Source organism: Streptomyces sp. NPDC002176 (assembly GCF_044903645.1).
In the GTDB taxonomy this organism is placed as follows: domain Bacteria; phylum Actinomycetota; class Actinomycetes; order Streptomycetales; family Streptomycetaceae; genus Streptomyces.
Genome location: NZ_JBJDQW010000001.1, coordinates 1,121,062 through 1,145,611, shown reverse-complemented (window position 1 = coordinate 1,145,611; position 24,550 = coordinate 1,121,062). Strand labels below are relative to the sequence as shown.

Below are 24,550 nucleotides of genomic sequence, written 5' to 3'. Positions count from 1 at the left end.
TTCGTCATCACAGGCGCCGCAACTCGTCGTCATCGATCAGTTCGAGCTGCGGGTTGTCGAGGGCGCTCGCGGAGATGGACTCGGCGGCTCCGACGACGCCGGTCCGGTTGCGTAGCACCCGGGTGAAGCGGACGGAGTCCGGGTCGTTGTCGGGCAGCCGGTCCGCGAGGAATTGGACGGCGGACCACAGGAAGGTGTCGTCGGCCGTGTGCTGCGCAGCCCCGAGCACCTGACCCATGGCCTGCAGGCCATCCTCCGAGGCAGCTGCGAGCGCGAGGGCGATGTCGATGACCGTCGAATCCGCGTTGATCTTGCCCTTGAAGTCGCGGGAGGCCACGAACCGGACACCCCCGTCCGCATCGGGTACCAGGTCACGGATCGCAGCCAGGTCGAGCGTGGCGGCCAGAGCCTGCCAGCGCAGCTCGGACTTCCCTCGGATCTGACGGTTGTACAGCGTCACCCACCACAGCGCGAACCGCGTACGAGCGTCGAAGGTCTCCAGCGGCTGGTGGTCAATCTCGACCGCCATCGCTTCCTGGACTGCGGCTCGGGCCAACGGCAGAAACGTGTAGATGTCGACCGGTTCGCCCTTGGCGTCGAGGATTTCGCAGTACCGGCCGACAACCTCCATGGCTGGCCCCGCAGCCGCCATCAGCATGTCGGCCGGGGCCAATCCCCACCGCTCCCAGTCCGGGTAGCGCCGCTTGATCTCAGCCTTGATCTCGGCCTCGACCGCCCCCTTGCGCCCGGGAGACCGCCCGGGCGCAAGGGGGCGGCACGTCATGGTCAACGTGGTCTCGATGTTCGCCTTGCCTTGGTGGCTGCCGGCCTCGGTGTTCGCAGGCCAAGACCCGGTCATCACCAAGCCGGCCTGCTCGATGGCCGTTAGCAGACGCTGCCAGACCTCCGGGTCTCCGGACCCGAACACGATGGTCACCAGACCGTCGTCACGGACCACTCGACGCATCTCGCCGAACGCTTCGGCGATCTTGGTGTCGTAATGCTCGCGCGTTCGATGCTCGTTGGGTGCCTCTCCCCGGACCCGCTTGACGATGATCTCTTCCTGCTTCTCTTGGCAGCCGTACTCGTCAGATGTGATCACCAACTCGGGCCAGGTGTTTTGCAGGGCACGCTTCAGCCACGCGTAGATCAGGTCGGAGGAGTCGGCGTATGCGAGCATCTCGTCGTACGGCGGGTCGGTCACCACGGCAGTGATGGATTTGTCCCGCAGGCCCAGGGCGGTCGCCGACCCCCGGGTCACGCTGACCGGCGCTCCTTGGATGTTGGTCATCAGGTTCGAAAGCGTCGACATGCTGCTCTTGCACAACGACGACCACGAGCCGGCGCCGGTGCCGATCCCCACCTCGAAGAAGTCCTGGGAGAAGGTGATGGATCCCTGATTGGCGTAGATATCGTGAACCCCTGCGCGACTGATGTCGATCGTGCAACCGCGGGTAGCGCGACGAAGCTTCCGAGCCACGACCGACCCGGCGTATCCGCTCAGCGCCCGCGCGTAGTCAGGGCTCACCCCTACCTTGTTCATGAGTTCGTCGGCTACCGCGGAGATGGACTGGGCGAGCATGGCGAAGGCCAACGTCTGCCGATCGCACATGAAGTCCCCGTAGGTGCGTGCCCCGTAGATCGATGGCCCGATGATGTTGTTGTTGCCTGGTGCGATCCGTTCATCGGGCACGGCACTCAGGAAGGGACTCGGATCCGACAGACCGCGTAGTGCCGCTGGCGCTGCGGCGACAGCAGCGAGTTCCACTCCGGTGGGCTCTCGGTACTCCTTCCCGCTGCCGTCCGAGTGATCGGCCACCACGAGCAGCATGTCCGTGGCGCGCCCTTCATCGGTGAGCCGCCGATGCACGTCGAGCGGGTGCACATGGCTACAGAACGGGCATATTGCCGACTTTCCCGCCAAGGCGCGGCCCTCGGCTGTGCGAGCACGCGTCAGCGTGGGGGTACGCTGCGGAGGGCCCTCGTGTACAACCGTCGCGCACGTGCCTGTAGCCGGGTCGGCTTCGATGTAGAACGACTGGCCAGGGTCGATCACGGGCGGAGCACTCTTGCTGCCTCGCTTCTTACCCGGTCGTCGTAGCTCGTACGAACCAGTCAGGGGGAAGTGGTTGCCACACTCCTGGCAGGGGATGGCGATAGCCCACAGGTACCCCCACGGCTGCTTGCCGTTGACCTCGGGGTAGTAGTCCGTCATCGCTGCAGTCCACCGGCGGCCCACCTCGTCAAGAGTGGCGCGAACGTCGACGAGGAGGCGGGGCCGGTCGTCGTAGAGGGCATCGCTCTCCTCGGCGAACGGCAGACGCGGTTCCTGGGACCAATCCCGGAAGGGGAAGTCGGTGAGGAGCGTGCTGGCCAGTACCGCGACCGGGCTGTAGTCGACGCCGTGGGCCTCCAGCCCGAGCCGACCTGCTTCCAGGGGGATCATGCCGCGGCCACTGAACGGGTCCAGGACCGACGCACCTTCAGGGTTGGCATTGAGGATCTCGTCGTGGAGCAGTTGCCACGCGCTGTAGCGTCCGGACATGCCCTGCTGCACCAGTTCTTGAAGGTGCTGCTGTTCTGCCTCGTCCTCGGGCCAGGGCAGTAGCGAGCAGACGACCGCCGCCTTCGCCTGGGCGACAGGGCGTTTCGCGAACCACGGGAACAGCCCGATCTCCGTCGACCCGCTGCCCCATCCTGCTGAGCTGTTTGCCGATACCTCGGCACAGGGGAACCAGCGTTCGATCATTCGGGTCATGCGTTGCTCCCGGGGGCGTTCTTAAGGCTGCTGCCGGGAACGCGGAACACCGCGTTCCCGGTCATGACGTTCGCGAAGAGGGTGGCGGGGTCCTGATAGGCACCGAAGAAGCGGCCCTTGCCGTCGGCGCAGTGGTCGATGACGTAGAGCCAGTACTCCTTGCGGTGCTGGGTGGCGATGAGGACTTCGTTGCCGGTCATGCGGATGCCGTCGCTGGCCGCGCTGCCGAGCACGCCCTTGACCTCTACGTGGCGGACCTGGCTGTTGCGGCGGGCCTCCAGGTCGTATCCGCGGCCCTCCGTGTGGACGTCGGTCACTGTCCAGCCGTCGTCCTCGAGAAGCTGTTGGACGTGTCGCATGGAGACCAGCTCGGCATCGATCTCGGCCTGAGCGCGGGTGTCCGCGGTGGCCAGGACGCGGATTCGACCTATCTGCTTCGGTTCGGTCAGATGCACGTCCGCGAGCCGCTGCAGTTCCTGGAGCCGCTGGGCGGTCTGGGCCTGAAGCCGATGCCGCAGCTCAAGGCGGGCAGATCGGTCCTCGATCCGGTCCGTCAGGCTCAGGGGCAGGTTGTTCAGGTCGCGGCGGGCCTGTGCGAACCAGTCGGCGCGCACCTTTCGGTGCTCTGCCACGGTCGTGGCGGCCACTTCGCGGGCCGCTGTGAGCGCGTGGCCCTCCCGGGCAGGATGTGGTTCGCCGCCGTACTGGTTGGTGGGGACAAGGTTGGCCAGAGACTCCCACCGGACCGGCCGGGCGTTGCCGCTGTCGTCCACCTTGATCAGGGTGGCCCACACGCTGGCGCGCTTGCCATTGCTCTCCGTCATCGTCGCCTCGTACGCGTACAGGTCGTACGGAGTGAGGCTGGTGGGGTCGGCTGCGGCACCGGACTGGTACAGGTCCTCGGCCAGGGTGAGCTCGGCTACGTGGATCAGGTCGCTGAAGCCGGGCTCGCCGGGGCCGAGGGTGATGGTGTCCCCAACGTCGATGCTCTCGGAGGCGTTGCGTACGGCGTCGCCGCTGGTCGCGACGTGAACTTCGCGCTGTCCGCCCAGGGTGACAGGAAAACTGGTACCGCCGTTCAAGGTGAGCCGCCGGAATCCGGGGCCGGCGGCAGTCGGTGCGGACTCCAGGACGCCGGCGGCTGCGAGCCGGTCGAGGTATGCCTCGACGATGGCGGGGTTGATGCGTGCGAACAGATCGCGCTGGAGCAGCGTCAGTGCGGCGACCGCGTCCACCTGGCTGGCAAGGCGGCGCTCGTTGTCCCGTACCTTCCGGGCCGCCCGGGTGAGTTCCTGGGCCTGGACTGCCTGGGCTGCGTCGATGGCCTGCTGCTTCTTCACCTCGTCGTTGCCGTAGAGGTCCGACAGCCACTTGTCGTAGTCGACGCCCGTGATCTCTGCGACGGCCGACAGGCTGTCGAACATCTGGCCCCGCAGCTCGTTCGCGGCCGTAACGAAGTTGTCCAGAAGACGGAGCAGGGTCGCGCCTTCCCGGGTGTCCGCGGCGACCAGGTTGTACAGATAGACGTCACGCTGCTGACCGACGCGGTGGATGCGGCCCATCCGCTGTTCGAGGCGCACCAGGGACCACGGGATGTCGTAATTCACCAGCACGTGGGCGGCTTGCAGGTCGATGCCCTCGTTGCCGGCGTCCGTGGTGACGATGACCTGGAACTCGGCACGCATGAAGGCCTTGCGGGTCTCGTCGCGCTCGGCCTTGCTCTGGCGGCCGGAGTACAGCGCGGCGGAGTACCCCTCGGCCTGGAGTCGCCGGGTGATCCACTCGGCCGAGTCCGCGTACTCGGTGAAGATGACGGCCTGCTCACTGTTTCCCGGCAGGATGCCGTGGGCGGCCAGACAGTCGTCGGTGAGCCGCTTCCACTTCGATGGCTGCCAGCGGGGATCAGTGATCGTTGCCTCGATCTGCTGCACGAGGCTGTTGATCGCGGTCCGCTCAGCCCTGGTCGAGGCCGAGACCGTGTGAATCACCTTCGCCTCATCGACCTCGGCCTCGTCGCCGTGGTCCTCGCGATCGGCGATGAGCGCCGCTTCCGCCTCGCTCATCGCCCCCATGTGCTCGTGACGCCGCCGCAGGGTCTCGGCCAGCGAGTAGAGGCTGGAGGCTGCTCGCTTGCCGTAGACCATGCGGGCAAGCGGCTGCGCCACCGGAGGGAAGAACCGGTCGACCATGTCGAGCGCAGCCTGATAGAAGCCGTACTCGGTCTGCGACAGCGGGACACGGTGGTTGTGAGCGGTGCGCCCCTTGAACAACCGGGTCGTGCCGTCGTAGTCGACCAGGTCCTCCTTCATCCGCCGCAGGAAGTGGATGGGCCCGGGACGCAGTGCACTGAGCTCGACGTTGGGGTCGCTGCCCGGATCCGGGTAGATCTCGGGGTCGACCAAGTGCAGCAGGTGTCGGAAGAGCCACTCCTTGCCCCGGTGCGGTGTTGCCGTCATCAGCAGTGCTCGGGGTGTGTTCTTGGCCAGAAGCCGTCCAACTTGGTGGAAGCCGGCGGCAGTCGGAGTCAGCCGGTGGGCCTCGTCGAAGACGACCAGATCCCAACCGGCCTTGTCCGGGCGTATCGCGTCCTGCACGGCGGGGTTCACCGCTGCGAGCTCGAGAGAGACCACCCACAGGTCGTTGGAGTTCAGGGCGTCCTCACGCACCGTGGCCGAGGTGAGCTGACGCAGTCCGCCGCCCAGGAGCCTCTGGAAGTCATCCACCCACTTCGTGGCGAGGTTTGCTGGGCAGACGATGATCGCCCGCTTGATCAGGCCGAGTCGCTGCATCTCACGGAGGTACAGCCCCGCCATGATCGTCTTGCCGGTGCCTGGCTCGTCGGCCAAGAGGAAGCGCAGCAGGGGCTGCGGAAGCATCGCTCCGTAGACGGCCGTGGTCTGGTGCGCGTACGGCTTCAGCGGCGTGGCCGCCATGGCGCTGGACTCGGCGTTGGTCGCCGCGGCGTTCATCCACTGCGTCCACATGGCGGCCAGCACGCGGGCCGAGTCGGCCTTGCCGTCGCTGACGAGAGGTCGCACGGTCGCGGTGTCTCCAGGCGCCAGATTCACCTCGTGGCGTCGGTCGTCGTCATCGACGAGGATGAGGTCCCATGAACCGGGCTCGTCTCCGGGCAGCGCGAAGCGGATTGTGGCGAACTCCGGTACGCCGGCGGCTCGGACTCTTACTCTCTGGCCGCGCTCGAACAAGCCTTGGGGCTGCATGCTTACGCGTCTGCCCCGAGTCTTACCGGTATCCAGTTGCCGAAAATGCTCACGTGCCAGCTCACTAGACGTGGACAAGACATGCCCCGACCCCTCCCCCTCGACCACCTGCGGTTCCCCAACCCGGCCGACTAACGAACCGTCAAGTTACCGCATGACCTGCGGGTTTCCAACACGTGGGCCGTGTAAGCGTGGCAGGTACAACTTCTGTCATTGGTGCCTTGCATAGTCCGGGGACCTTGTCACGACCAAGTTGAGTCAGATCGGGGGGAGGTGACAGGGGCCTTGGCTCTCGACCCTGGACACACGAGGCACTGGATCCTGAGGATCTGAGAACGGACATCTCGTGGTCATGAAGAATCATCCGCCGCAGGCCAAGGCGGACGCGAACGCGCACCGGCACCGGGTTCCAGGTGGACTGGTTCACGAACTGCTGCAGATTCTGTTCGGTGCCGTCCGGCAGCCTCGAGGCCATGGTCTGGAGCGACTTGTGGCGGCCGTCCAGCATCAGTCCTAACAGGTAGCAATCGCCTTCAGCCCGCTGATCCTTACGCAGCACCGAGGCGAATACAGCCGTCAGGTATAACGCCAACTTCGCCCGGACCGGGTCTCCCCCTGAGCGGGGGACACACTGATAGTGAATCTGCTTGACCCGGAGGAAGCGAGAAGACTGCCAATGGCGATAAACGACTGCGAGGTCCACGGCGAGTCCGGCGGCGCCTACGGGTCCCCACGAGTGACCGCCGAGCTCCACGCGAACGGCTTGCGGGTCAACGAGAAGCGAGTCATCCGCATCATGCGGACGTTCTCCATCGCCAGCATCCGTCTGCGCAGACGCGTCCGCGTCACCGCCCCGGGCCCTGCAGCATCACAGATGCCGGACCTGCTCCAGAAGCTCAACCCGGTTGATGAAACGCTGCGATGGGGCCGCAGCGCTGAAACCTGATAAAGCAATATATTGCCTGATATCCACATGACCCCGGAAGAGGGCGTCCGCGCCCACCTCGACCTCCAGTCCGGCACCCCCCACGGCGTCCTCCTCCCCATCCACTGGGGCACCTTCAACCTGGCGATGCACGCGTGGGCGGAGCCGGGGGAGTGGACGAAGGAGGCGGGCGAAGCAGTCGGCCAGGTCGTGGCCTCTCCCCGCCCGGGCGAGCCCTTCGAACCGGGCGGGCGAGTACCGTCCGACGCGTGGTGGAGGTCCGTGTCCGGGCCGATCGCGCATACGTGGCGCGGGCCGCGTACGGCGGTGTCGGCCGCTGCGGGGGAGCGGAGCGGGGATCTCGACTTCGCGGGCGAGGTGTGACGTCGGGCGAGGCATGTTGCCTCGGGAGTACCTGGTGACGCCGTCCGCCTGACCGGTCCTCGCGCCGGGCGGACGGCGGCGTCCCCACGGACCCATGAGCCACGGCTCGGTGGCCGATCTCCGCCAGCGCGTCGCCTTCCGCAGTCCTACGCTGCGGCCATGTCCTACCGCTTCACCGGCATCATCGACCGCTATCTGCTCTCCGGTTCCGAGTTCACCCGCAGGCTGCACGCGGTACGGCCCGAGCAGTGGACGGCACCGACTCCCTGCGCGGAATGGGATGTACAGCGCCTCGTCAACCACATGACCCGGGGGAACCTCAACTACGTAGCCCTGCTGAACGGTGGCTCGGCCGCCGAATTCCTCCGGCTCCGGGACACGGACGCCCTGTACGCAGATCCCGTGGGCGCGTACGTCCGGTCGGAGCGGGAGTGCGCCGCCGCGTTCCGCAGGTCAGGTGCGCTGGCACAGATCCTGGACCACCCCCTCGGCCCGATGAGCGGAGAGCAGGCGCTCGCCGTCCGCACCACGGACGCGACCATCCACACGTGGGATCTGGCCCGGGCCGTCGATGCACCCGAGGAACTCGATCTCGGGTTCGTCGCCTGGATCGAGGACCATCTCACCGACATCTACGCCGACTTGGCGGAGTCACCCGTCTCCACCGACACCACCCACCGCTTCTTCGCCGCCCCCGTGGCCACGTCCCCCGTCGGGGAGTCCCGCCAAGCCCGGTTGCCGCGGCTGATGGGCCGCCGAGTCGAGCCGTGCCTCACCCCGGCGGGCCGACCCGACCGGCCCGCTCCTCGGCCGTGAGGCCACGGAGTGACCAGAGCCCGTACAGAGCCAGCAGTGGTTTACCGAGCATCCACTCGCCAGGACGGTAGTCGGCCGCGCGTACGAGCCTCTCGGCCAGATCGGGGCGCTGCCGCCGCAAGTACGCACGGGCCTTGAGCGCGTGCGCCGGTTGGGAGACGATCTTGATGCGGTCGACATCCTCGAGCAGCGGGATCACGTTCGTGATGTTCTCCCAGGTCGTCGCGCTCCGGTCCTCGAGCAGCACCGTGCCGTCGAACCCGAGCACCGAATTCGCGTAGTCGGCCATCAACTGGGCTTCCGTGGCGTAGCTGCCGGTCGCGCCGCCGCTGAAGATCACGAGAGTTTCTTGTGCGCCGTCAGCGGCGACGGAGCGTAGACCGGCACGGACGCGCCAGCGGTTGATGAAGTTCGCCGTCGGTCGTGCGTTGCGGTAGCCCAGCACGACCACGGCTTCCGATGCGCCCCCGCTGCTCCCCACGCGGACTCGGGACCAGCGCCAGTTCACCCACTCGCCCCAGGCCAGGGCCGCGGCCCCCGCTAACGCCAGCCCTGTTCTCCGTCGCATGCGGCGACTCTAGGGCACCGCATCTGGCTGTCGCCTTGGAACGAGCACACTCGGCCCCGGAGCCCTGCGCTCCCGTCAGGACAGCGGTACCGCCGACTCGATGGCCTCCGGCATGGTGTGGGTGATCTCGTCGCCGAGGCGTTCGAACTCGCTGCGGAGGAAGGGGTCCGCGAGGCGGGCCAGGCCGTGGAACTGGATGTTGGCGTCGTAGGTGATCTCGGTGCCCTCGGGGGTGGGGCGGAGGGTGATGTCGTCGGTGGAGGTCGCCGTCTTGTTGGTGCCGATGAAGGTGAGGCGGTCTTCGGAGCGGTGGTCGAGGCGGTACTCGAGTTCGGTGCTACGGCCCCGGAACTCCGAGACGTTGTGCCACGTGGCGCCCTCGGTGGGCGAGCCCGTGCCGTTCGTGCGGGCGCATTCCTGGGTGCCGGGGTCCCAGTCCACGGCGTTCGCGAAGTCGGCCAGGTAGGCGTTCACGGCGGGCAGGGGGCGGGGGACGGTGAAGGAACGTCGGACGTGGACCATGGTCGATCTCCAGGGGTCGGGCAGCGGGTCGCCGCTAGGGACGGGTACCCCCGGACGGCCCGGAACCGACCTCAGGAAGATTCTCGCCCGAGGCCAGCCTGGCCCGGACCTCGGTGGAGGCGTCCTTGGGGGCCCGTACCGCCACGGTGTGCCCGCTCCGGGTGGCGGTCACCTCGCCGGTGAGGGTGAGCGAGGTGACCGCGCGGCTGCCCGCGGCCAGGACGTACCAGTGGCCGCGCGGGGACTTCCAGTGCGTCCGGACCACCACATGCTGGCCGAACCTGCTGCACGCGGCCGTCGACCGCACACGCGTCACCACCTGCGCTTTCTCGCCCGGACGGCGCAGGAAGACGGTGATGTCGCCCGGCCCCCGCCAGGTGTCCGCCCGCGCGCAGGTCCACACGGCGTGCCCGCCGCCGTCCGGGAGGTCCTGCTCGGCGAAGTCCCAGGCGTTGACCGCCCGCACCCCCGAGCCGTCCGCCGATTCCAGGCCGCAGCCGGTCTTGCCCCACGCCACCAGCGCGGCCGGGCCGGTCGCCTCACGCGGCTGCCGGGCGGGCGGTGAGCCATGCCCCGGCAGCGGGGTGTACGTCAGATGCGCGGGCGTGAGGCCGCCGAGGTCGGCCAGCAGGAACGCGTGGTGCTCGGCGATCGCCGGGGACGACCGCAGCTGGAGCGCCGGACGGCGCCCGCAGCCGCCGCCCGTCCACCGGGGCACCGGCGCGGTGACCCCGTCCCGCGCCACCCGGAGCGGCCGCGCCGGGGCGTCCGGCCGGGTCAGATCGCGCACCGAGGACTCCGCCACCCACGGCGCCAGCAGATAGCGCACCGCGCCACCCCGCTCCGCGAGCGCCAGAGCCGCGGCCGTGGTCACGTCGGCGTCGTCCGCGCGGGCCAGTACCAGCAGGGCACCGGTGCCCGACTCGCCGTACCGCACCAGGCGTTGGCCGTCGTGGAACACCACCACCGCGCGCCCGCCGACCGACCCGGCGTACAGCAGTCGCGGCGCGCGCGGTGGGGGGTCGGCCGGGGTGCCGGGGGCGCGGACGACCCGGGTGCCGGACGGCGGGTCGGCCCAGACGGCCAGCGCCCGGTCCAGCAGCGCGCGGTCCCGCACCCGGTCCCCGCGCGCGGGCCAGGCGGTGAAGTCGACCCGCGAGGTGTCCGCCCACGCGTCGGGGTCGCCCCGGACCAGATCGGCGGACCTGGGCTGACGCTCGTACGGCCCCGGCGCGTCCGGCGTCGAGCGTGTGACGGCCGCGGCCAGTCCGCCCGCCGTGAGCGCCCCCGCCAATACAGCGATCGCGGCCAGGCGCACCCGGCGACGGCGGCGCACCAGGTCGGTGGGGCGGGCGCGCAGGGTGCACGCGTCGAACTCGTCCGAGGTGAGCACCGACGCGGCGGCGGTCCCGAGTGACGTGTCGAGCCGGGACGCCTCCCGCACCGCTACCCGCGCCTCGTCCACCCCGGCCGCCTCCAGCACCCCGCGCGCGTGGTCCGCCGTGAGGCCCTCCACACGGAGCAGGACGAAGGCGGCGCGGGCCGGGGCCGACAGCTCCGACAGGGCCTGGCCGAGCGCCATCTCCTCGGCACCGCCCGAGCGTGGCGCCAGCCGCAGCCCGACCACCACCGGCAGCCGGGGCAGCAGCAGCCGGGGCGGCCGGGCCCCCTCGGGCCACAGCCGGGGCCGCCTGCACTGGGCGAGCGCCCCGCGCACCACCGCCACCCGGAGCGACCGGTCCGGGTCGGCCGCTGATGCGCGGGGCGCCGGTACGGCGGGCGTGGCGTCGGGCAGGCTGCGCTGCACCAGCGAGTGCGCGGCGAGGACCCGGCGGTGGCGGCCGAGGGAGGCCGGGAGCACGAGGTAGGCCAGGCGGACCAGCTCGGCGTACCGCTCGGCGAGTCTGCGCTCGGCGTGCAGCAGGAGACGGCGCGAACCGTGCGGGGAACGGCTGAGCGAGGAACGACTGAGCGGGGACAGGACCATCGGGCGACTGCCTTCCACGACCGGGGGCGTTCGGAGCTGGTGCTACGGCAAACGAGTGAACGCCGCTCGGGTCACAGGGCGCTTCGGCCGCCTGTCCAGGCAGAACGTTTCTCTCGGCCACCTCCCGCCCCCCTTCTCACCCTGTGGTCCACTTCGTGGACACCTCTTGGTGGTGGGCCCCGGCTGCGGTAGAAAAGGGCCCCATGAATCCCATGCCGTTGGTGCGACGCCTGGTCATCGACCTGTGCCGACGCCCGGCCGCGTGTTGTCGCTGACCGCCGCTGTCCGCCGCTGTCCGCGCGCGTCTCTGACGGTCCGCTCCGCCCGGTGAGGTAACCCGGCGCGGTATCAGGCGAGTTGTGTCTCGCAGGACCGATCTCTCCCGCTGTGCAGGCGGCGCTTCGCCGTACCCACTTCTCACCTCGCCGCTGCTACGAGGCCCTCATGGAGGCCGCCCGTGTCCCTTTCCCTGCGCCCGGAGAAGGCCGACCCGCTCCCGGCCGCTGCCGCCGCACCCCGTCCCGCCCGCTCCTCAAGTGCCCTGCGGCGCACCGCACTTCCGCTCGGCTCACTCGTGCTGTTCCTCCTCCTGTGGCAACTCCTCGCGGTGACCGGCACCTGGAGCGAGACGCTGGTGCCGCCGCCGGTCAAGGTGTGGCGGGCCTTCATCGACGTGTCGACCACGCACGACGGGGTCCGGGGCTACAACGGCACCTATCTCATCGAGCACTTGGGCATCAGCCTGCGCCGCATCGCGTTCGGCGCCGGGATCGGCATCGCCGCCGGAGTGGTGTTCGGGCTGCTCATGGGCACCGTCGGCTGGGTGCGCTCGCTGTTCGAGCCGTGGATCACCTTCCTGCGCACCCTGCCCCCGCTGGCGTACTTCTCCCTGCTGATCATCTGGCTCGGCATCAACGAGGAGCCCAAGATCACCCTGCTGGCCGTGGCCGCGTTCCCGCCGGTCGCCGTCTCCACCACCACCGCCGTGGCCGCCGTACCGAAGGCGCTCACCGAGGCCGCCCGCGCGCTCGGCGCCTCACGCTGGGACGTCGTACGGGACGTCGTCATCCCCTCCGCCCTGCCGGAGACGCTCACCGGCGTCCGGCTGGCCGTCGGGGTCGCCTACTCCTCCCTGGTCGCCGCCGAGTTGGTCAACGGGCTGCCCGGCATCGGCGGCATGGTCAAGGACGCCGCCAACTACAACAACACCCCGGTCGTGCTCGTCGGCATCATCGCCATCGGCATCTCCGGCCTGATCATCGACGGCCTGCTGCTGCGCCTGGAACGGGCCGTCGTGCCCTGGCGCGGCCGCACCTGAGACCCCCTTGAACTCCCCTTACAGAAACGGCCTTTCGATGACCCACGCTGACCACCGCCCCTCCCGCCGCCAGCTGCTCGCGGGTGCGCTCGCCGTCGCCGCCACCGCCGCGGTCACCGGCTGCTCCACCGACAGCTCCGCCTCGGCCTCCGGCTCCGGGAAACGGCTGCGCATCGGCTACTTCGCCTTTCCCAGCGGCGACTTGATCGTCAAGAACAGAAAGCTGCTGGAGAAGGCGCTGCCGGACCACACCATCACCTGGATCAAGTTCGACTCCGGGGCGAGCGTCAACCAGGCGTTCCTCGGCAAGTCCCTCGACATCGCCGCGCTCGGGTCGAGTCCGTTCGCGCGCGGGATATCCGGGCCGTCGCCGATCCCGTACAAGGTCGCCTGGATTCTCGACGTGGCGGGGGAGAACGAGGCGCTGGTCGCGCGGAAGAGCACCGGAATCTCCGACGTGGCCGGGCTGAAGGGGCGTACGGTCGCCACGCCGTTCGCGTCGACCTCGCACTACAGCCTGCTGGCCGCGCTGGACCAGGCCGGGCTGAAGCCGTCCGACGTCAAGCTGATCGACCTCCAGCCGCAGGCGATCCTCGCCGCCTGGCAGCGGGGCGACATCGACGCCGCGTACGTGTGGCTGCCGACGCTGGACGAGCTGCGCAAGACGGGTAAGCAGCTCACCAGCAGCAAGCAGGTGGCCGGTTCGGGCAAGCCGACCCTGGACCTCGCCGTCGTCTCGGACGAGCTGATCGCCCGCGATCCCAAGGCGATCGACGCCTGGCGCAAGGCGGAGGCCGAGGCGCTGCGGCTGCTCAAGTCCGACCACGAGGGCTCGGTGAAGGCGGTCGCGGCCGAGCTGAACATCAGCGCCGCCGACGCCCGGGCACAGCTCGCGCAGGGCGTGTTCCTCACCCCGGAGCAGGTGACCTCCGACGAGTGGCTGGGCACCGACGGCAAGCCCGGCAAGCTGCTGACCTACGTCGGCGACACCGGCCGCTTCCTGGCCGGCCAGAAGCAGATCGACGCGGCGCCCTCGGCGGCCTCCGTCGAGAAGGCGTTCTACCTCAAGGGGCTGCCCGATGTCCTCAAGTGAGCTGGCGGAAGCAGAAGTTGTCTCCGGTGGGGTCAAGGACGGTACCGTCCGGCTCGACCACGTCACGCACCGGTACGGAGCCGTGACCGCCGTCGGGCCGGTCGATCTCACCGTGCCCACCGGGGAGTTCCTCGTCCTGGTCGGTGCCTCGGGCTGCGGCAAGAGCACGCTGCTGCGGCTCATCGCCGGGTTCGAGCGGCCCAGAGAGGGCACGGTGCAGGTGTCCGGCACCGATCCCCGCCCCGGCGACACGGCGGGCGTGGTGTTCCAGACGCCGCGGCTCTTCCCCTGGCGCACCGTGCGCGGCAACCTCGACCTCGCCCTGCGGTACGCGGGTGTCGAGCGCGCCCAATGGCCGCAGCGACGGGCCGAGTTGCTCGCCCGGGTCGGCCTGGAGGGCACCGAGGCGCGCCGGGTCTGGGAGATCTCCGGCGGGCAGCAGCAGCGCGTCGCCATCGCCCGCGCGCTCGCCGCCGAGAACCCGCTGCTCCTGCTCGACGAACCGTTCGCCGCCCTGGACGCGCTCACCCGCGAACGACTCCAGGAGGACGTGCGGAGGATGGCCGCGCAGACCGGGCGCACCACGGTGTTCGTGACGCACTCGGCCGAGGAGGCCGTCTTCCTCGGCTCCCGCATCGTGGTGCTGACGAAGAGCCCGGGAACCGTCGCGCTCGACCTGCCGATCACCCTGCCGCGCGGTGCGGTGGACGCCGAAGAGCTGCGCGGCTCACCGGAGTTCGGCGAGCTGCGCGCCGAGGTCGCGCACGCCGTGAAGAGCGCCGCCGCCTCCTGAACGCCGTACCCCGAGCAATCCCAGGTCCCGGACGGGGCCGTACCGGAAAGGACATCCCCATGAGCATTCTCAGCGACCGGCCCGTGGCGACGCGGCTGCCGCTCACCGAACTCGGCCCGAACATCGGCGCCGAGATCGACGGCATCGAGCTGGCCCGGCTGGACGACGACGGCGTGCTCGCGCTCCGCGAGGCCCTCGTGCGCCACAAGGTCCTCTTCGTGCGCGGGCAGCACCGGCTCGACGACGCCGGGCAGATCGAGCTGGGCCGTCGGCTCGGCGAGGTCACGGTCGGGCACCCGGTGCACGACTCCGGCGACGTGGCGCCCGAGGTGTACTCGTTGGACAGCCAGGACAACGGCTTCGCCGACGTGTGGCACACCGACGTCACCTTCGTGGCGCGCCCGCCCGCCATCTCCGTGCTGCGCGCGGTGGTGCTGCCGCCCACCGGCGGCGACACCAACTGGGCCGACAGCCAGGCCGCGTATGAGTCGCTGTCGCCGGGGCTGCGGGCGCACATCGACACCCTCACCGCCGTCCACGACGGCTCGCGCGAGTTCGGCTACTACCTCGCCCAGCGCCGTCAGGGGAAGGGCAACCTGTGGGAGGGAGAGGTGTTCACACAGCTCACGCCGGTGGAGCATCCGGTGGTCCGGGTGCACCCGGAGAGCGGGCGCAAGGGGCTGTTCGTGAACCCCGGCTTCACCTCGCACATTGTCGGCGTCTCCGAGCACGAGAGCCGGGGGCTGCTCGACATTCTCTACGCACACCTCACCAAGCCGGAACATGTGGTGCGGCACCGCTGGCAGCCGGGCGATGTGGCGCTGTGGGACAACCGCAGCACCTCGCACTACGCCAACCGCGACTATGGGGACCAGCACCGGGTGATGCACCGGATCACCCTGCGCGGGGATGTCCCGGTGGGGCCGCGGGCGTAGGCACATATGGAGGGGCTGCTCGGTCATCGTCCGGGCAGCCCCCTCGTGCATCAGCCTCCGACCCGCGCGCAGTCTGCCGGACCTGGCGTGTGTGGGTCCGGCACATGGGGTTCCTGCACATGTGGCTCCGGCACGTGTGGCCCTCGTACATGTGGTTGCGGCACGTGTGGCTCCCGTACGTGTGCGTCCTGTACGTGTGCGTCCTGTACGTGTGGCTCCGGCACATGTAGCGCTCGTACATGTGGCTCGGGCACATGTGGCTCCTGCACATGTGGCTCCTGCACATGTGGCTCCTGCACATGTGGCTCCGACTCCGCGCCCAGCGCCCGCAGCACCGCCCTGGCCACCGCGTCGTTCTGCCGGAAGGCGGGCGCGTCGGTGCGGGGGCGGGCGAAGGCGGCGATGGCCCGGCTGTCGGTGGGGGCGCCCAGGGCGATCCGGCGGGGGTGCGGTCGGCCCAGGCCGGGGTCGATCAGGTGGCCGTCGGCGGGGGAGACGGTGATCCGGCCGGACCGGTGCCGGTGCGTCCCGTCGGCCACCACCTCCTCCGCGAGCGCGCCCGTATGGTGCAGGTGCCGCAGCAGGGGGTCCTCGGTGCGGTCCAGGTTCGGGCCCGGCAGATACGCCTCGATCAGGGCGGTCGCGTGCACGGTGTGACCCGGCACGGTAGGGCTGGTCGCCGTGAAGGTGCCCGTCGCCTCGTCCGTGCCGACCCGGACGTCCGCGCCGAGGAAGCGCACCACACCGGCGCGGGACAGCGCGTCCAGCTCGCGCAGCCGGAAGCCGGGCGGCCCGGAGGCGAGGAAGCTGAAGAACCCGTGCCACCAGCCGTCCAGCCCGTCCGCCAGCGAGCGTGCCGTCAGCCGCCCGGAGGCGACCAGCCCGGGGAGTTGGCCGTAGAGGGAGAGCAGGGCGAGGAACGCGCCGAGGTCGGCGCTGTGCGCCGGGTTCTCGCGGCGGGCCACGTCGTCGCGGGCGTAGGCGCGCAGATGCTCCTGGAAGACGTCCGGGGTGTCGAAGACGAGCCCGTCCAGCGGGCGGTCCAGCGCCTCGAAGTCCAGCCGGTCGGCCGGGTCGGGCACGGCGGTGGCGACCAGCCCGGCGAGCTGGTCCGAGTACCAGCCGAAGCGGTCGTAGGCGGCCAGGAACTCCGGCCAGGGCATCGCGGTGCGCTCGGGATGGGCGTGGAACAGCTCGTGGTAGTGGCCGAACCCGATCTCCTTGGCCATCAGCGGCCACACATTGCGCCGCAGGTCCAGCGGGCCAGACCCGGCGCCCAGCGCGTCGACCGCCTCCGGACCGAAGTACCGGGGGAGCGGTGGCCGGGGGCCCTGGAGCCGGTAGCCGGTCTTCGCGTGGTACGGCACCCCGCGCCGCGAGCCGACGTGCAGCACGGGTTCGCGGCCGGAGGGCAGGTAGGTCAGCGTGCCGTCCGGCTCGGTGCGGTAGGTGCCGCCGCGGCCCTCGGTGAGCAGCACCATCAGGTCGACGAACGCCAGCCCGAAGCCGCGCAGCACCACCTCCTCACCGGGTCGCAGCCCCGACAGGTCGGCGTCCGCGGAGAAGGCGGGCGGCAGGTGGAAGCGCCCGTGCCTGCGGGCGAAGTCGGCGTGAACTCGGTGCGCCGGGGCGGGAGTCGACCCCAGATGGCCCTGGGTCAGCACCACCAGGTCGGCGCGCAGCGGCTCGCTCCGGCCGGTCAGGTGGACCTCCTGGGGGCCGTCGGCCGAGCCGGTGACCGAGGTCGCGGTGGTGCGATGCCACTCGACGGTCACCGAGGGCGGCAGATCGGCAAGCGCCCGGCGGAACACCCAGTCCAGATAGGCGCTTTGAGCGCGCCGGGTCGGGAAGTCGGCCGGGTCCAGGGTGCTCAGCTCGGCCAGCACCTCCGGGTCGGCCGGTTCCGCGTACGGGGAGAAGCGCGGGGCGTCCGGCCCGGCGAACTGTGCGGCCCACTCGGCCAGTGAGGGGCCGAGGCGTACCGGGCCGTCCACGGTGGAGGTCTCGTCGGTGAACATGGTGACGTCCTCGGCCATGGAGTTCATCCGCAGCAGCGACGACTGCTCGTGCCGCCAGACCCGGCCCGGCCCGGGCGGGTGCGGGTCGACCAGATGGACTCGCAATTCGCCCTCTCCGGACCAGAGGTCGGGCGCGTTGGCGGCGATGCGCTCCAGCAGTCCGGTGGCGCGCGGTCCCGCGCCGACGATCACCAGGGTGCGCGTGCTCATCGGTCACCGCCGAGGGGCGTACGCCGGGCCCGGCCGCGCAGCACCGTGAGCCAGGGGCCCAGCCGCGCGAGAGGGGTGGGCGGCAGCACATGTGCGGCGCCCCGGCCGTAGTACCGCTCGACGTGGTACTGGCCCACACTAAGCACCGAGGTCACCGCGATGTACCAGACCGTGGCGACCAGCAGCAGCGGGATCACCTGGTAGGTCCGGTTGTAGACCAGCTGGACGGAGAACAGCAGGTCGTGCACAGCCAGCACACTCACGATGCTGGTGCCCTTCAGGGTGCCGATCAGCATGTTCCCGGCCGTCGGCACGATGGAGCGCATCGCCTGGGGGACCACGATCCGGCGCAGGGTGCGCCCTCTGCCGAGGCCCAGCGCCTGCGCCGCCTCGGTCTGCCCGGCGTCCACGGACAGGATGCCGCCCCGGATCACCTCGGCCGCGTACGCCGTCTCGTGCAGGGTGAGGCCGATCAGCGCGGTCAGGGTCGGCCCGAGCAGGTTCACCGTCTTGACCGTGATGAACTCGGGGCCGAACGGGATGCCGATGCCGAGCGTCGGGTACAGCGCGCCGATGTTGAACCAGAACAGCAACTGCACCAGCAGCGGCGTCGACCGGAAGATCCACACATAGCCCCAGCTCAGGGTGCGCAGCACGGGGTTGGCGGAGAGCCGGAGCACCGCCATGCCGGTGCCGAGGAGGAACGCCAGCACCATCACGGCGGCGGTCAGCCACAGGGTGAGCAGCAGCCCGTCGAGCACGGCGGCGGTGGTGAAGTACTGCCCCACCACCTGCCACTGGAAGGCGTCGTTGCGCACCACGGAGTTGAGCACCATGGCGAGGACCAGCAGGGCGACGGCGGCGGCGAGCCAGCGGCCGGGGTGGCGGCGCGGCACGATCCGGGGCAGCTCGGTGCCGTCGGAGGGCGGCGCGGCCGCCGGGGGCTTCAGCAGGGAAGGGGAGGTGACATCGGAAGGCGTGGCCATCGGTAGACGCTCCGGGAGGGAGGTGCGGACGTGGGGACCGTCCGGTGGCACACGTACTCGCGTACGGTGCGGCGGCCGGTGGCCTGCGTCGTCACGTGCCGCGTCCCTCAACGCGACCGGAGGAGCCCGCCGCGTGACGGGCCCGTCCGCCGTCGATCGTATGGGTGGGGCACACATGTCTGTCAACCACACATCCGGCAACCACACCGCACAGCCCGTCGGTTGTGGTCCGACATGCGGTCATGGGTTGACGAAAAGCGAGATGCGCTGCTCAATTGACCGCATGGATGCCCAGCAGCGCTTGGTCACGCGCGATCACATCGACTTCGGTCGAGTGTGGTCGTCCTCGTGTTGCGTCTGACTCGGCAGCGGGCCGTCTGACCGGCCCTTTCCCTCCGCCGGCACCACCCCGGCGCGGGCCGATGCCCACCCTTCCGCGCGCTGCCGCCGCCCCGTTCCGCCCGACGCCCGTCGTCGTCACGCCGCATTTCTGACGTCATTGTTCCGACGTTTCTGATGCTTCATCAACTTGCTTATCGAGCACGGCAGTTCAGCCCTGCACGCCTGCGCTTTCTCGCCGGAAAGGCTCACTCATGCCAGTGGAGTTCCTCGGCATAGCCGCGACCAACGACGGCTCCGAAACCACCCCGCGCTCGGGCGCGGCCTTCGACAAGGACTACACCCTCCGCCTCGCCCGCGCCCACGAGGACCACGGCTGGGACCGGGTGCTGTTCGCCTACGGCTCCGGTTCCCCGGACCCCGCCCCCGCCGCCGCGTACATCGCCGCCCGCACCGACCGGCTCCAGCTGCTGCTCGCCCACCGGCCCAACGTCTCGTACCCCACCTTCGCCGCCAAGACCTTCGCCACCCTCGACCAGATCAGCGACGGCAGGCTCACCGTCCACTTCATCACCGGCGGCAACGACCACGAACAGGGCCGCGAGGGCGACACCCTCACCAAGGACGAGCGCTACGCCCGCACCCTCGAGTACATCCAGATCGTCAAGAAGATCTGGACCACCCACGAGGCGTTCGACCACGAGGGCGGGCACTACCAATTCCACGACTTCGTCAGCGATGTCTTCCCCGTCCAACAGCCGCGCCCGGGCGTCTCGTTCGGCGGTTCCTCGCCTGCCGCGTACGCCGCCGGAGGCGCCGAGGCCGACATCTACTGCCTGTGGGGCGAACCGCTGGCCGAGACCGCCGCGCAGATCGAGAAGGTCAAGGCCGCCGCCCGCGCGGCCGGACGCACCGACGTACCCCGCATCCAGGTCGCCTTCCGCCCGATCATCGCCCCCACCGAGGAGCTGGCGTGGGAGAAGGCGCACCGCACGGTCGGCGCCATCAAGCAGCGCCGCGAGGCGGGCCTCGTCCGCCACCGCCGCGGCGGCGCCCCCGAGAACACCGGCTCGCAGCGGCTGATCGCCATCGCCGAGGCGGGCGAACGCTACGACCGCGCCCTGTGGACCCCGACCGCCGCCGCGACCGGCGGCGCGGGCAACTCCAACGCCCTGGTCGGCACCCCGGAGACGGTCGCCCAGGCCCTGCTCGACTACTACGACCTCGGCGTCGACATCCTCTCCGCACGCGGTTACGACCTGCTCGGCGACGCCATCGACTTCGGCCGCCATGTCATCCCGATCGTCCGCGAGGAGGTCGCCAAGCGCGACGCCGCCCGCGCGGCCGGCACCGGCCCGCTCACGGCGGCGGTGGGCGAGTGAGCCTGCCCGCCCTCTCCGCACTCTCCGCCCGCTCGGTCGTCCAGGTGACCGTCTCCGACCCACGGGTACGCCCCCTGCTGCGCGAACTCGGCGAGGAGTACTCCGCCCGCTACGGCAAGGACGCGCACGCCGAACTCGCCCGCTACCCCGACGAGGAGTTCACCGCACCGCACGGCGGCGTCCTCCTGCTGATCCTGGAGGGCGGCGAACCGGTGGCGGGCGGTGCCTTCCGCCGGTACGACCCGGCCACCGCCGAGCTGAAGCGGATCTGGACCCACTCCGCCCACCGCCGCCGGGGCCTCGCCCGCGAGGTCGTCGCCGAACTCGAACGCGAGGCGCGCGCCCGCGGCTACCAGCGGATCTACCTGACCACCGGACCCCGCCAGCCCGAGGCCCGCGCGCTGTACCTGAACACCGGCTACCGCCCGCTGTTCGACACCGAGGCCGACCCCGAGTCCATCGGCCCACTGCCCTTCGAGAAGCACCTCGAAAGACAGCCCGAGCACGCCGAAGACCTCCGCACCGGAAAGGCCACCGCCCAGTGAAGCTCCCCGGCATCCCCGGCCGCACCCGCCCGCTCGTGGCCGCCGCCGCGCTCCTGCCCCTGCTGGCCCTGACCGGGTGCGGCTCCGGCGACCCCGCCGAGGCGACCGCCGCGGGCGGCTCGCCCGCACCGACCGCGGACCCCGTGGCCGCCGTCCACAAGATCGACTCCGCCGCCGCCCTGCTGCCCGCCGACGTACGCTCCGCGGGCACCCTGCGCATCGGCAGCTCGGTCGGCGCGCCACCCTCCGCGTACTACCCGGACGGTTCCCGCACGCCCCAGGGCCAGGACATCGACATCGCCGCCGCGGTCGCCAAGGTCCTCGGGATCAGGCTGGAGCGGCAGGACGCCTCCTTCGAGACCATCCTCCCCGCCCTCGGCAGCGGCAAGTACGACGTCGGCACCGGCAACTTCGGCGTCACCACCGAGCGCCTGAAGACCATCGACTTCGTCACCTACATCGACGACGGCCAGGGCTTCGCCGTGAAGCAGGGCGACACCTCCTTCGGCAAGAAGATCACCGAGCTGACCCAGCTGTGCGGCCGCACCGTCGGCATCAACGCGGGCACCACCTTCGAGGCCACCCTCGCCGCGCGGAAGGGGGTCTGCGCCGAGGCCGGGAAGAAGCCGTACGAGGTGAAGGTGTACTCGGAGAACGGGGCGACCGTCACCGCGCTCCAGCAGGGCCGCATCGACGTGATCATGTCGACCATCAACGGCCTGCGCTACCAGGCCGCCCAGCCCGCCGCCCGTACCGCGTTCCTCGGCGAGTTCCACCGTCTCGACGTCGGCTTCGCCTTCAAGAAGGGCTCGAAGTTGACCAAGGCGTTCCAGGCGGCCGTCAACGAGCTGATCAGGAACGGCACTTACGACCGCATCCTCAAGAAGTGGGGCACCACCGGCTCCGCCATCGACAGCTCGCGGATCAGCCCGCCCGAGCACGCCTGAGAAGCGACGGAACCCACCATGACCACCGCCGCCCCCGACACCGCCCCGGCCGCGCCCCGCGTGCCGCCCGCCACCGCCGACCCGGCCGCCTACAAGGTCGTACCCGCCCGGCACCCCGCCCGCTGGGCAGGCGCCGCCGCGGTACTCGTCCTGATCGCCCAGTTCGCGCACGGCCTCGCCACCAACCCGGTCTGGGAGTGGCGCGTCTTCCGCGACTACGTGCTGTCCGAGACGATCGTCCAGGCCGTCTGGGTCACCCTCCAACTCACCGCCTACGCGACCGTGTTGGGCTTCCTCCTCGGTACGGTGCTCGCCTTCATGCGGCTCTCGCACAGCCCGGTGCTGCAGACCGTCGCCTGGACCTACATCTGGGTGTTCCGGTCCATCCCGATGATCGTGCAGCTGGTGTTCTGGTTCAATCTGAGCGCCCTGTACGAACGCCTCGGCATCGGCATCCCGTTCGGGCCCGTCTTCTGGTCCGTCGACAGCGACAGCCTGATCGGCACCATCGGCGCGGCCGTCATCGGCCTCACCCTCCACCAGGCCGCCTACGCCGCCGAGATCGTCCGGGGCGGAGTCCTCTCCGTCGACGCCGGACAGCGCGAGGCCGCCGCCGCGCTCGGCATACCCCGGCTACGGCAGATCCGCCGGATCGTGCTGCCCCAGGCCATGCGCGCCATCCTGCCCACCGCGGGCAACGAGATCATCGGCCTGCTCAAGGGCACCTCGGTGGTCTACGTGATGGCCATCGGCGAGCTGTTCTACCAGGTCCAGGTCGTCTACGGCCGCAACGGCCGGGTCATCCCGCTGCTGCTCGTCGCCACCGCCTGGTACGTCCTGCTGACCTCGCTGCTGTCGGTCGCCCAGTACTACGTGGAGCGCCGCTACGCCCGCGGCGCCGACCGCACCCCGCCGCCCACTCCGCTCCAGCGGGCCCGCCGCTTCCTGCGCGACCTGCGCGCGGCCGCCGCCCGGCGCGAGGCACCCGTCACCGCACTTCACCTTGGGGGAGAGAGCCGATGAACGACGTCATGGTGGACGTACGTGGCGTCCACAAGAGCTTCGGCCCGCTGGAAGTCCTGCGCGGCGTCGACCTGACCGTACGGGCGGGCGAGGTCACCGTGATCCTCGGGCCGTCCGGCTCCGGCAAGTCCACCCTGCTGCGGACCATCAACCATCTGGAGAAGGTCGACAGCGGCTGGATCAGCATCGACGGCGAACTCATCGGCTACCGCCGCGCCGGGAACAAGCTGCACGAACTGAAGGAACGGGACGTCCTCAAGCAGCGCACCCACATCGGGTTCGTGTTCCAGAACTTCAACCTGTTCCCGCACCTCACCGTGCTGGACAACCTCCTCGAAGCCCCCGTCTCCGCGCTGCGCCGCCCCAGGAAGGAGGCCGAGGCCACCGCGCGCCGCCTGCTGGACCGGGTCGGCCTCGCCGACAAGGCCGACGCCTACCCGCGCCAGCTCTCCGGCGGCCAGCAGCAGCGCGTCGCCATCGCCCGCGCGCTCGCCCTGGAGCCCAAGGTGCTCCTCTTCGACGAACCCACCTCCGCGCTCGACCCCGAGCTGGTCGGCGAGGTCCTGGACGTCATCAAGGACCTGGCCCGCACCGGCACCACCATGATCGTCGTCACCCACGAGATCGGCTTCGCCCGCGAGGTCGCCGACACCGTGGTCTTCATGGACGACGGCACCGTGGTCGAACAGGGGCCGCCGTCCGCCGTGTTGGACGACCCGCAGCGCGAACGCACCCGCGCCTTCCTCGCCAAGGTCCTCTGAACTCCCCAACTCATCTTTCCCCTAGGAGATTTCCGCGTGTCCACCACCGCCCGCCGTATCGCCGTCCCCGCACTCGGCCTCGCCTCCGCCCTCGTCCTGGCCGCCTGCGCCAACCCCACCGACGGCGGCACGGCCGAGGTCGCGGCCGGGAAGGGCACCACCACGAAGATCAACCTCAGCCCCGACCAGCACCGGATCACCACGCCGCAGGTCGCCTCCATCGCCGCCGAGGTCCCGGAGAAGATCCGCAAGAGAGGCACCCTGGAGATCGTGGACTCCTCGGGCTCGGCCGCGCCCCTGGGCTTCCACGCCACCGACAATAAGACCGTCATCGGCGTCGAACCCGACCTCGCGTACCTCGTCGCCGGAGTGCTCGGGCTCAAGCCCCACCTCAACAACGTGTCCTGGGAGAACATCTTCGTCGGCCTCGACAGCGCCAAGTACGACGTGGGCTTCAGCAACATCACGGTCACCGAGGAACGCAAGGAGAAGTACGACTTCGCCACCTACCGGGAGGACAACCTCGGCTTCTCGGCGAAGAAGGGCAGTGGACTGAAGGTCACCGGCCCCGCCGACCTCGCCGGGCGCACCGTCGCCGTCTCCAGCGGCACCAATCAGGAGAAACTCCTGGTCGAGTGGAGCAAGGAGAACGAGAAGGCGGGCCGTAAGCCGATCCGCATCAAGTACTACCAGGATGAGAGCGACACCTACCTGGCCCTCCGCTCCGGCCGCATCGACCTCTACGTCGGCCCCAACCCCACCGCCGCCTACCACGCGGCCACCGCCGGGCAGACCGAGGTCGTCGGCACCTACTCCGGTGCCGGTGCCACCCTCCAGGGCCTTATCGCGGCCACCACCAAGAAGGACAGCGGCCTCGCCAAGCCCCTCGCGGACGCCATCAACCACGTGATCGAGAACGGCACTTACGCGAAGGTGCTCAAGCGCTGGGGGCTGTCCGACGAGGCGGTGGCCAAGTCCGAGATCAACCCGCCCGGCCTGCCCAAGACCGGGAAGTAGGG

General features: G+C 70.2%; 19 protein-coding genes and 2 pseudogenes. 13 read left to right on the top strand and 8 right to left on the bottom strand.

The annotated features are described in order from the left end of the window. Window positions 1-7: 7 nt before the first annotated feature. The 3 genes and pseudogenes from ACI2LY_RS05105 to ACI2LY_RS05095 all read right to left on the bottom strand — a co-directional run. On the bottom strand, window positions 8-2,758 hold the full coding sequence (locus ACI2LY_RS05105) for a DUF1156 domain-containing protein (protein WP_404705928.1): 2,751 nt from the start codon (window positions 2,756-2,758) through the stop codon (window positions 8-10). Beyond that, window positions 2,755-5,979 (bottom strand): helicase-related protein, encoded by a 3,225-nt coding sequence (locus tag ACI2LY_RS05100; RefSeq protein ID WP_404705927.1) that lies wholly within the window; start codon window positions 5,977-5,979, stop codon window positions 2,755-2,757. The genes ACI2LY_RS05105 and ACI2LY_RS05100 overlap by 4 nt, the downstream gene beginning before the upstream one ends. A 382-nt stretch (window positions 5,980-6,361) precedes the next feature. Further along, window positions 6,362-6,622 (bottom strand): annotated as a pseudogene (locus tag ACI2LY_RS05095) (transposase); the annotation flags it as partial. Window positions 6,623-6,655: 33 nt separating this feature from the next. Between ACI2LY_RS05095 and ACI2LY_RS05090 the strand changes: the two are divergent. The 3 genes and pseudogenes from ACI2LY_RS05090 to ACI2LY_RS05080 all read left to right on the top strand — a co-directional run bounded on the left by ACI2LY_RS05090 (window position 6,656) and on the right by ACI2LY_RS05080 (window position 8,104). Then, window positions 6,656-6,925, top strand: a complete 270-nt coding sequence (locus ACI2LY_RS05090; RefSeq protein ID WP_404705926.1) for an IS3 family transposase — start codon at window positions 6,656-6,658, stop codon at window positions 6,923-6,925. Window positions 6,926-6,940: 15 nt separating this feature from the next. Continuing rightward, window positions 6,941-7,288 (top strand): annotated as a pseudogene (locus tag ACI2LY_RS05085) (MBL fold metallo-hydrolase); the annotation flags it as partial. A 159-nt stretch (window positions 7,289-7,447) separates the two neighbouring features. Then, window positions 7,448-8,104 carry a TIGR03086 family metal-binding protein gene (locus ACI2LY_RS05080; RefSeq protein ID WP_404705925.1) on the top strand — a complete coding sequence of 219 codons (657 nt, stop codon included), beginning with the start codon at window positions 7,448-7,450 and terminating at the stop codon, window positions 8,102-8,104. On the opposite strand, the gene ACI2LY_RS05075 is transcribed toward ACI2LY_RS05080, so the two are convergent. The 3 genes from ACI2LY_RS05075 to ACI2LY_RS05065 form a co-directional block, all read right to left on the bottom strand. After that, complete coding sequence (locus ACI2LY_RS05075) at window positions 8,061-8,672, bottom strand: YdcF family protein (RefSeq protein ID WP_404705924.1); 612 nt, start codon at window positions 8,670-8,672, stop codon at window positions 8,061-8,063. The two genes, ACI2LY_RS05080 and ACI2LY_RS05075, sit on opposite strands and share 44 nt — an antisense overlap. A 75-nt stretch (window positions 8,673-8,747) precedes the next feature. Next, window positions 8,748-9,194, bottom strand: a complete 447-nt coding sequence (locus ACI2LY_RS05070) for an SRPBCC family protein (RefSeq protein WP_404705923.1) — start codon at window positions 9,192-9,194, stop codon at window positions 8,748-8,750. Between the two features lie 34 nt (window positions 9,195-9,228). Further along, the gene (locus ACI2LY_RS05065) at window positions 9,229-11,199 is read right to left on the bottom strand and encodes a hypothetical protein (protein WP_404705922.1); all 1,971 of its coding nucleotides are present in this window, start codon (window positions 11,197-11,199) and stop codon (window positions 9,229-9,231) included. Window positions 11,200-11,638: 439 nt separating this feature from the next. On the opposite strand from ACI2LY_RS05065, the gene ACI2LY_RS05060 reads away from it, so the two are divergent. From ACI2LY_RS05060 to ACI2LY_RS05045, 4 genes are read left to right on the top strand one after another with little or no spacing between them, the layout of a single operon-like run. Then, on the top strand, window positions 11,639-12,499 hold the full coding sequence (locus tag ACI2LY_RS05060; RefSeq protein WP_404705921.1) for an ABC transporter permease: 861 nt from the start codon (window positions 11,639-11,641) through the stop codon (window positions 12,497-12,499). 37 nt (window positions 12,500-12,536) lie between these two features. Continuing rightward, window positions 12,537-13,592 carry an ABC transporter substrate-binding protein gene (locus ACI2LY_RS05055; protein WP_404705920.1) on the top strand — a complete coding sequence of 352 codons (1,056 nt, stop codon included), beginning with the start codon at window positions 12,537-12,539 and terminating at the stop codon, window positions 13,590-13,592. Beyond that, the gene (locus tag ACI2LY_RS05050; protein WP_404705919.1) at window positions 13,579-14,385 is read left to right on the top strand and encodes an ABC transporter ATP-binding protein; all 807 of its coding nucleotides are present in this window, start codon (window positions 13,579-13,581) and stop codon (window positions 14,383-14,385) included. Before ACI2LY_RS05055 ends, ACI2LY_RS05050 begins: the two co-directional genes overlap by 14 nt. Before the next feature lie 59 nt (window positions 14,386-14,444). Further along, window positions 14,445-15,320 (top strand): TauD/TfdA dioxygenase family protein, encoded by an 876-nt coding sequence (locus ACI2LY_RS05045; RefSeq protein WP_404705918.1) that lies wholly within the window; start codon window positions 14,445-14,447, stop codon window positions 15,318-15,320. 50 nt (window positions 15,321-15,370) lie between these two features. Here ACI2LY_RS05045 and ACI2LY_RS05040 read toward each other — a convergent pair whose 3' ends face one another. Both ACI2LY_RS05040 and ACI2LY_RS05035 read right to left on the bottom strand, forming a co-directional pair. After that, the gene (locus ACI2LY_RS05040) at window positions 15,371-17,548 is read right to left on the bottom strand and encodes an FAD/NAD(P)-binding protein (RefSeq protein WP_404705917.1); all 2,178 of its coding nucleotides are present in this window, start codon (window positions 17,546-17,548) and stop codon (window positions 15,371-15,373) included. Next, a complete protein-coding gene (locus tag ACI2LY_RS05035; protein ID WP_404705916.1) occupies window positions 17,545-18,534 on the bottom strand; it encodes an amino acid ABC transporter permease in 990 nt (329 codons plus the stop codon). The genes ACI2LY_RS05040 and ACI2LY_RS05035 overlap by 4 nt, the downstream gene beginning before the upstream one ends. A gap of 593 nt (window positions 18,535-19,127) precedes the next feature. On the opposite strand from ACI2LY_RS05035, the gene ACI2LY_RS05030 reads away from it, so the two are divergent. Genes ACI2LY_RS05030 through ACI2LY_RS05005 form a run of 6 tightly spaced genes read left to right on the top strand, consistent with a single transcriptional unit; the run spans window position 19,128 to window position 24,548 of the window. Further along, entirely contained in the window at window positions 19,128-20,255 is a 1,128-nt protein-coding gene (locus tag ACI2LY_RS05030; RefSeq protein WP_404705915.1) for an LLM class flavin-dependent oxidoreductase, read from the top strand. Beyond that, window positions 20,252-20,800 (top strand): GNAT family N-acetyltransferase, encoded by a 549-nt coding sequence (locus ACI2LY_RS05025; RefSeq protein ID WP_404705914.1) that lies wholly within the window; start codon window positions 20,252-20,254, stop codon window positions 20,798-20,800. The genes ACI2LY_RS05030 and ACI2LY_RS05025 overlap by 4 nt, the downstream gene beginning before the upstream one ends. After that, window positions 20,797-21,747, top strand: a complete 951-nt coding sequence (locus tag ACI2LY_RS05020; RefSeq protein WP_404705913.1) for an ABC transporter substrate-binding protein — start codon at window positions 20,797-20,799, stop codon at window positions 21,745-21,747. Before ACI2LY_RS05025 ends, ACI2LY_RS05020 begins: the two co-directional genes overlap by 4 nt. An 18-nt stretch (window positions 21,748-21,765) precedes the next feature. Further along, window positions 21,766-22,770: an amino acid ABC transporter permease gene (locus ACI2LY_RS05015; RefSeq protein ID WP_404705912.1), complete on the top strand. Its 1,005-nt coding sequence runs from the start codon at window positions 21,766-21,768 to the stop codon at window positions 22,768-22,770. Continuing rightward, complete coding sequence (locus ACI2LY_RS05010) at window positions 22,767-23,531, top strand: amino acid ABC transporter ATP-binding protein (protein ID WP_404705911.1); 765 nt, start codon at window positions 22,767-22,769, stop codon at window positions 23,529-23,531. Before ACI2LY_RS05015 ends, ACI2LY_RS05010 begins: the two co-directional genes overlap by 4 nt. A gap of 36 nt (window positions 23,532-23,567) precedes the next feature. Then, the gene (locus ACI2LY_RS05005) at window positions 23,568-24,548 is read left to right on the top strand and encodes an ABC transporter substrate-binding protein (protein ID WP_404705910.1); all 981 of its coding nucleotides are present in this window, start codon (window positions 23,568-23,570) and stop codon (window positions 24,546-24,548) included. Window positions 24,549-24,550: the final 2 nt, after the last annotated feature.